This is a genomic window from Micromonospora sp. NPDC000316 (genome assembly GCF_042898885.1).
Lineage (GTDB): Bacteria > Actinomycetota > Actinomycetes > Mycobacteriales > Micromonosporaceae > Micromonospora.
This window is the reverse complement of record NZ_JBIAZG010000038.1, coordinates 1-7,191: the sequence shown is the minus strand read 5'-3', so window position 1 is coordinate 7,191 and position 7,191 is coordinate 1. Positions and strand designations below refer to the sequence as shown.

The following is a 7,191-nucleotide window of genomic DNA, read 5'->3' as shown; positions in this document are numbered from 1 at the left end:
CCTCGACCTGCCCGAACAGGTCTGGATCAACAAACCCGAGCCACAACGACAAGCCGCTTAACTCCCGTTGGCCTCAATCCCTTGACACGTTCCGGCCTCGCCGCGCCAGGAGGCGAGGTTATGGCGGGCGGTCAGGGTGTCGGGGTGGTCGGGGCCGAATAGCCGCAGATAGTCGGCGAGGAGCTGTTCGAAAGCAATGGCGGCGCCAGCTGGGTCGCCGCCCTCACCACGCCAGAAGGCGAGGTTGTTGCGGACGGCGAGGGTGTCGGGATGATCGGGTCCGAGGACCCTCTGCATGTCGGTCGGGAGCTGTCCGAAAGTACTGCCCGTCGGGATCCGGCCGGCTAAGCCAAAGCTATTGATGTTGCGGAACAGCAGCGCGTGGGCGTTGGGGTGCAGCAGGCTGTCATCGCTGCTGGCATAAAGCGCGGTGGTGTTCTCGCGGAGGGTGTGGGCGAAGTCGGGGTCGCGGTCAATGGCGGGCCAGATGTTGAGCAACCCGTCGGCGGCGGCGCGGGCGACGGCGGCCAGCCGCGTCGCGTCGACCTGGTCGCGGGTGGCGCGTTGGACCAGGGCGTGGACGCGGACGCGGCCCGCAGCCGTGTCCTCGGTGATCAGGTGGAGGCGGTGCAGGTTTCGTAGCGCGTCCCGGATCCCTCCGCAATAACGTCGCGGCCGGTGAAGTGGGTCAGGTACTCGGTGACCGCCTCGGTGGTGAACAGGGCGTCAGGGATCCCGTTCGGGTCCAGCAGCGCGGCCAGGTCCAGCACAGGCCGGGCCAGCCCACGAGGCGGGTGACTGTCCGCCGCGTCAACAGACAACGACCACGTGGCATCGAGGGCCGCGCGATGGTCATCGGGTAAGGCGTCGTGCGGAGGTGCAAGATCGGCCAAGTGCTGCTGCCGGTCGGCGAACCGGGCCCGGTAGGTGGCAGCATCGATGCCGCGGTCGCGGATGAACGCGGCGGCTTGGGCCACAGCCAACGGCAGATAGCCCAGGTCAGTAGCGAGCGCTCTCAGTTCGGCTTCCTGGTCAGTAGCAGCACCGGTGGCATGGGTGAGGTAGGCGACCGCTTCGCCAGGGGTAAACAGGCCAACTTCGACCAGGGTGCGGCGGTCGGTGTCCAGGATTGGATCCCGTCGGCGGGTGGTAACAACAGTCCGGCCGTGACGGTTGTCCGGCGGCCACCATCGAGCCGCATCAGCGGGAGCGTCGAGGTTGTCCAACACGACCAGCCACCGCCGGTCGGTCTGCGCGAGCCACTCCATCAACCGCTGCGCCGCCGACCGGCTATCTACTTCCGCGAACGCGATACCCAACGCCCGGGCGGCCTCGGCATAGCCAGCGATGATCGCATCCTGGCTCGACGCGGTCACCCACACACGTACATCCAGATCACCAACGGCTTCCAGCCGCCGCGCGAACTGGGCCGCCAACTGCGTCTTGCCCACACCCCCCATTCCCGACAACACCTGAGTCAGCACCGTTGTCCGGCCCGCCCTCGCCGCCCTCACCAGATCGATGCCAGCGGGTCGATCCTGGAACCAGGACGCAAGCTGCGGCACCTGACCGACCCGCACTGCCCCGCCAAACATCTGCGGCTGACCGCCTGCTCGAAGGTGATTTGAGCGACGGTCGAGGCGGTTTAGAACCAGCGGGGCCATCCCGAGGGCTGCGCTGAGAATCCCTGCTATCCAGCTAACCTGCTCGGTCCCGGCCCAACCCAGCCGCGGTGTCCGCCAGCCAAACGGGTTCCACCAGAACAGCACTGCGATCAGCGCACACCCGCACGCTGCGACGACCAACACAACAGCGCGGCTCCGCCATCGCCGCCGGAAGACCTTCACCACAGCATCATCAACGCCAACTGCAACCGCACCCATCGCTGCGTCATCATGCAGACACGGATCTAGAGGAGGCGCTGAGTCGCCGTGAAGCGAACATGCCATTAGGTCAGGACAGCGGGGGTCAGCTGAGGCCACTTGAGACCACCGAGACGAGGCCGCCAAGCCAATCGCCAGGCAGAAATCGGCAATTCCCAAGCTGACAAACTGGGGGCCACGGCCGGGAGCCGCCGGGGCGAACGAAGCCGGACAACCCCGGACCGATCTAGCTGCTGGGAACGCCGGGACCAAGGCGAGGCGGACGTTGCCGAACGGCTGCGGGGTGGTCTTGGGAATCTACGGATCAGAAGGTCGCTGTACAGCCACCGGTACAGCCAAGCCAGCCGGCGCGAGGCGACCGAGAGCCGCACCGACCGACGAGCGGTGCAGTTCGGCGGCCAGGGCCGACGCCGGCCGACAGCAGTCTTGATCTTTGTAAGGCAAGGGTCAGGGCGGGCCATCCACGGGCCAGTAACCGTGGCGCGCAGCGGTCATGAGCGGGCACGAGTGGCAATCGGCTCTGCGGCTGGCCGCAGGCGTTTCGGGCATCACGACCTCTTGAGCACGCTCTTCCAAACTGACGGTGCGGGTTCGATTCCCGTCGCCCGCTCAACACACGAAGGCCCAGGTGGACCACATGATCGCGGCACCTGGGCCACCCGGCGAGGCCGAGTCACCGCATCACTTCAGGTGGAACCGTTCGTCGACCGCGAGGGCCGCCAACTGCGGCACGGAGAACGGCAGCTTGTTCAACCCCGACCGGCTCTCGTCGAGCTTCGCGCCCTGCGCCACGAAGACCACCACGCCATCCGGGTGCCGGTAGGCCGACCACTGGTCGAGCCGATCGTCGCCGGCCGCTCGGACCACCACGCCCACCTGCGCCGCTCCGACGGTTTCGACCTCGCACTCGCCCTGCATCCCCCAGAATCCTCGGGCCAACGCGCACGGCTCGGTCGGCAACTGGTTTCCGGCGTCGTGCACCTCGACGATCATGCGCCCGGCACCCTCCCCATCAGCCACGGCGACCGAGGCCATGTAGCTCCACAGTTCGACGCCGTTCACCCGGTCCTCGAACTGCGCCTGGTGGGTCCGCAGCGTCCGCTCATCGGCGGGCTGGCTGGCCGGATCCTCCGGCGCGGTATAGCCGGCGGGCACGACGGAGACGACCTGGCTGAGCAGGTGGACACCCTGGTCGTGCTTGGAACCGGCCCGCGCGGTCCGGTCCTCCTGCGGGAGACCGTCCGGCCCGGTCGGCCACGCCTCCTTGGTGTCCGACGCATTCGGGGCGACCGGTGGCCCGTGGCCCGCCGGTTGGTAGACGCGGCCACCCGGGGTGCCGACGGCCGCGAAGCCGGCAACCGCCAGCACGACGGCCGCCGACCCGAGGGACGCCCACAGCCCGCGGCGGCGGAGTTGCGCACGCCGCGCGGCGGCGAGCGTGGCTCCCGTACTCAATGGTGGTGGCGGGGTGGTGCTCGCCATCTCGCTGCGCAGCGCCTCGCGCAACTCTTCTCCGTTCATCGCTCCCCCATCTCGATCCCGCTGTACGTGGGTGCCAGGAGGCCGCGCAACGTGTCGAGCCCGCGTGCCGCCTGGCTCTTCACCGTCCCTGGAGAGCACTCCAGCAGCGCCGCGACGTCCTCGACCGACAGGTCCTCCCAGTAGCGGAGCACCAGGACGGCCCGCTGGCGCGGTGCCACGGAGGCCAGTGCCTGGAGCAGCACAAGTCGACTCTCCGGAGAGTCGGGCGGGGCCGCCTGGTCGGCGTTCTCGCCCCCGACCCGCTCGCGCCGCCACCAGCCGCGCCGTCGCTCGTCGAGGAAGGTCCGGATCAGGATCTGGCGTACGTAGCTGTCGAGCACCTCGTGCCGCGAGATCCGGTTCCAGACCCGGTAGAGCTTGACGAACGTGGTCTGGACCAGGTCTTCGGCCCGGTGCCAGTCGCCGCACAGCAGGTACGCGGTGCTGCGCATGGCGCCGGACCTTGCCGCGAAGTACTCGGCGAACGCCGCGTCGCGATCGCTCATTCAGGCCTCCGATCCCCGTTTCGAGATAGTCACGCGGGGTCCGGCTCGCGGGGTTGCTTCTGAACTCGCGCTTCTGTCACGGAATCAACGACCAGCGGCCGCGTTCAGCGACGTACGGGGCCGCCGTAACCTGCGGTAGAAGCCGAGGCCGGGAGCGTGCCTTCACGACGGGCCGTCCGCCCTGGGCCTGCTCTTCGCATAGGTCCAGATATTTTGGACCATCGCCGACTTGTGGGTGTGCGCCGGCCGCTCGGTGAACAGCAGGTGTTCGAGCTCGGGTGACTGGCCCTGCTCCGCCAGCAACCAGGCCCGTACCCGCCAGCCGCCGGCCCCGAGGAACTCCCGCCTGTCGGCCACCGCGAGGAACTTCTCGCGGTCCAGTAGCGGCAGCAGTTCCGCCACCGTCTCGTCCAGACGCCGACGCACCTGCGCCGACACTTCGGCGGCGGTGGCCTCGTCGACGATCCGCCACTGGTCTCCACCCGAGAGGGTCGTGAATCCGATGCGGTGCTGCCACGTGGCGTACAGCGGCCGCGGTTGCGCAGACACGGGTAGGCGGTGCCGCTGCCGAGCGTCTTCCCACGCCGGCGCCAGGGCCAGGCCCACGTTGATGTAGAAGACCTTCTCCGTCGCGCTGGAGTGATCCGAGAGCTGAAGCTCGATGACGAGCGCGTCGCCCGCCGGCGAATATCGGCGGAAGACGCGGCCCTTCCCCTGCTCGAAGCCGTACCCGGCCAGTTGCTCCGCCATGCCCTTGACGAAGTCGTTGAGCAACGTCTGCGGGGACATTGGCGAGGCCCTTCCGACTGGCCGGACAGCAACGGATAGATCGGACTGCCGGGGGCAACGTACCGCCGCTGGCGCCGACTCCGATGACCCTCCGCACGCAGCGACGTACGGAGGGCGGAGAACCGGGCTGGGCGGCCTCCGGACACCCACCCCACTACCTTGACAGGTGTCGATCTGTGCACTGGTGTAAGGAGCAGTGACATCGACGTCCGTCAGGAGGGCACATGAACGTCCGACGACGGTGGACAGCTGCCGCCACCACAGCGATCCTGATCAGCGCGGCACTGTCCCACCCCGGTCCGGCCACCGCGGCACCCACCGCGCCCGCACCGATCACCCTGACCGCCACCGAGACCGCCCTCGTGCGGGTACAGCTCCGCGACCAGGCCCAGCTCGACCGCCTGGTCGCCGGCGGCGCGGACCTGGCCAACCGGCCCCGGGCCCGGGACGGGCGCATCCTCGCCGACCTGGTGCTCAGCGGCGCGCAGCTCACCGAGCTGACCGCGCAGGGCGCCACGGCCGTGCAGATCGTGCAGCGCGCCGGGGACGGCACCCGGCACTTCGCCGAGAGCGTCCGCGCGGCTCAGGCCCGTACCGCCGCCGGGCTGCGCGCTCCGGCGACCAGCCAGCGGACCACCGCCGCCACGGCCGTGGACACCCTTCAGGTGCAGCAGGCGTACTGGTGGACCACGGGCGGGCAGGCCTTCGTGCAGGCGCAGGTGGCCACGACCGCCACCGACGATCCGGACGTGGAGATCACCGTCAGCTGGCGCACGGCCGACGGTGCCACCGGGTCGTTCCCGCTGTACCGGTTCGAGGACTCCGGCGAGTACCAGTACCACTACAACCTCCCCCAGCCCGTGCCGAGCCGGCCGGTCCAGTTGACCGCCACGTCCAGCCTCGGCGGGGCCAGCCGGGTGGTCACCCCGACGCTCTGGCCGAACGCCACCCCGCCGCCCCTACCCGCCGGCTACCAGAAGGACTTCATCGACGCGTACCTCACGCCTGTGGACATCCAGGCGCGGATCAAGCGGCTGGCCCGGCAGTACCGGGACCTGGTGGACGTGATCGACCTGCCGAACAAGACCCAGGGCTACCGGCGCAGCGCCGCCGCGTACCTCGGTGACCCGGCGGTCGCCGCAGTTGTCGTGGAGTCGGTCCGCTTCGGCGACCAGAGCATGAACGGTGTGCAGGTGCGCACTGTCGACCCGGGCCGGCGGAACCGGCCGCTGACAGTCGGCTACCGCGACCGCGTCCTCACGGTCTCGCTCGCCACCGACACCGCGGGCAAGACGGTGAGCACCACCGACGAGGTCGCGGCGGCGATCAACGCCCGGCAGGCGAACCGGTTCCGGGCCACCGTCGAGGACGGCTCGGCCGGGCTGCCCATGCCGGTGGCCGGGCCCGCCCGGCTGGACGACGGCCTCCAGGGCACCGAGGTGCCGGCGAAGCCGTGGACGGTGCAGGCGCTGCGCCTCGGCGTACACCGGGACGGCTCCCGGGTCGGCGTCCTCGCGTACTCCCAGGAACACGCCCGGGAGTGGGCCACGCCGCTTGTGACGCTGGAGTTCGCCGAGCGGATGCTTGCCAACGCCCGCACCGACCCGGCTACCCGTGAGCTGCTGGAGCAGGTCGACATCTTCGTCATCCCGACGGTCAACCCGGACGGCGCGAACTACTCGTTCAACGACTTCAACTTCCAGCGCAAGAACCTTGTCAACCACTGCACCGGGTCGGCGCGCGACCCGAAGAACCGCAACTCGTGGGGCGTCGACGTCAACCGCAACTACACGGTCGGGTCGTACTTCGACGGGTACGTGGGTGCCAGCGCCAACTGCCTGTCCGGCACCTACGCGGGCACGGCTGAGCTGTCCGAGGCCGAGAGCAGCAACGTCATCGCGCTGGCCAAGGCTCACACCAACATCAAGTTCGCGATGAACGTGCACTCCTACGGCGGGTACTTCATGTGGCCGCCGGGGGCGTACCGGGCCGACGGGCGGATCACCCTGCCCCGGCCGTCGATCGACGAGTCGACGCTGTTCCTCAACAGCGCACGGCGGATCGTCGGCGCTATCGCGCAGGAGCGCGGCACCGTCACCTGGCCGTCGCAGACCGGCCCGGTCGCCGACGTGCTCTACTCGGCCGCCGGAAACTCCGCCGACCAGCTCTACTACGAGCTGGGCATCTTCGCGTGGGACTTCGAGGTCGGCAACGACAGGTGGAATCCGACCACAGGCGAGTGGGAGGGCGTCGGCTTCCAGCCGCCGTTCGACGAGGCGCACGGCGAATCCCAGGAGTACGCGGGCGGGCTCGTCGAGATGGTCCGGGTGGCCCGGGACTACGCCGCCGCCCAAGCCGCGGAGGGCTGATCATTCGGTGGTGGGGGGGGGCGGCCCGGGCCCCGCCCGCCGGGGGGGGGTTGGGTTTTTTGGGGGGGGGGGGGCGCGGGGGGGGGGGGTGGGGGGGGGCAGAATGAAATCCACACAGAAAAG

At 69.5% G+C, this 7,191-nt stretch carries 6 protein-coding genes; 1 reads left to right on the top strand and 5 read right to left on the bottom strand.

Annotation, left to right across the window (positions count from 1 at the left end):
* Positions 1–57 precede the first annotated feature (57 nt).
* From ACFY2Q_RS29400 to ACFY2Q_RS29380, 5 genes are all read right to left on the bottom strand, one after another.
* On the bottom strand, positions 58–498 hold the full coding sequence (locus ACFY2Q_RS29400) for a tetratricopeptide repeat protein (RefSeq protein ID WP_387135903.1): 441 nt from the start codon (positions 496–498) through the stop codon (positions 58–60).
* Positions 499–614: 116 nt separating this feature from the next.
* Positions 615–1,460 (bottom strand): NB-ARC domain-containing protein, encoded by an 846-nt coding sequence (locus ACFY2Q_RS29395; RefSeq protein ID WP_387135905.1) that lies wholly within the window; start codon positions 1,458–1,460, stop codon positions 615–617.
* A gap of 1,104 nt (positions 1,461–2,564) precedes the next feature.
* Positions 2,565–3,404, bottom strand: a complete 840-nt coding sequence (locus tag ACFY2Q_RS29390; RefSeq protein WP_387135901.1) for a hypothetical protein — start codon at positions 3,402–3,404, stop codon at positions 2,565–2,567.
* The gene (locus ACFY2Q_RS29385) at positions 3,401–3,910 is read right to left on the bottom strand and encodes a SigE family RNA polymerase sigma factor (RefSeq protein ID WP_387135899.1); all 510 of its coding nucleotides are present in this window, start codon (positions 3,908–3,910) and stop codon (positions 3,401–3,403) included. The genes ACFY2Q_RS29390 and ACFY2Q_RS29385 overlap by 4 nt, the downstream gene beginning before the upstream one ends.
* Before the next feature lie 162 nt (positions 3,911–4,072).
* Positions 4,073–4,699 (bottom strand): DUF4304 domain-containing protein, encoded by a 627-nt coding sequence (locus tag ACFY2Q_RS29380; RefSeq protein ID WP_387135897.1) that lies wholly within the window; start codon positions 4,697–4,699, stop codon positions 4,073–4,075.
* A 224-nt stretch (positions 4,700–4,923) separates the two neighbouring features.
* Between ACFY2Q_RS29380 and ACFY2Q_RS29375 the strand changes: the two genes are divergently transcribed.
* Positions 4,924–7,068 carry a M14 family zinc carboxypeptidase gene (locus ACFY2Q_RS29375; RefSeq protein WP_387135895.1) on the top strand — a complete coding sequence of 715 codons (2,145 nt, stop codon included), beginning with the start codon at positions 4,924–4,926 and terminating at the stop codon, positions 7,066–7,068.
* Positions 7,069–7,191: the final 123 nt, after the last annotated feature.

Excerpts from the sequence above, each read along its gene's own strand:
- ACFY2Q_RS29385 (WP_387135899.1), bottom strand. The coding sequence starts at position 3,910 with ATGAGCGATCGCGACGCGGCGTTCGCCGAGTACTTCGCGGCAAGGTCC.
- ACFY2Q_RS29395 (WP_387135905.1), bottom strand. The coding sequence starts at position 1,460 with ATGGGGGGTGTGGGCAAGACGCAGTTGGCGGCCCAGTTCGCGCGGCGG.
- ACFY2Q_RS29375 (WP_387135895.1), top strand. The coding sequence starts at position 4,924 with ATGAACGTCCGACGACGGTGGACAGCTGCCGCCACCACAGCGATCCTG.
- ACFY2Q_RS29390 (WP_387135901.1), bottom strand. The coding sequence starts at position 3,404 with ATGAACGGAGAAGAGTTGCGCGAGGCGCTGCGCAGCGAGATGGCGAGC.
- ACFY2Q_RS29380 (WP_387135897.1), bottom strand. The coding sequence starts at position 4,699 with ATGTCCCCGCAGACGTTGCTCAACGACTTCGTCAAGGGCATGGCGGAG.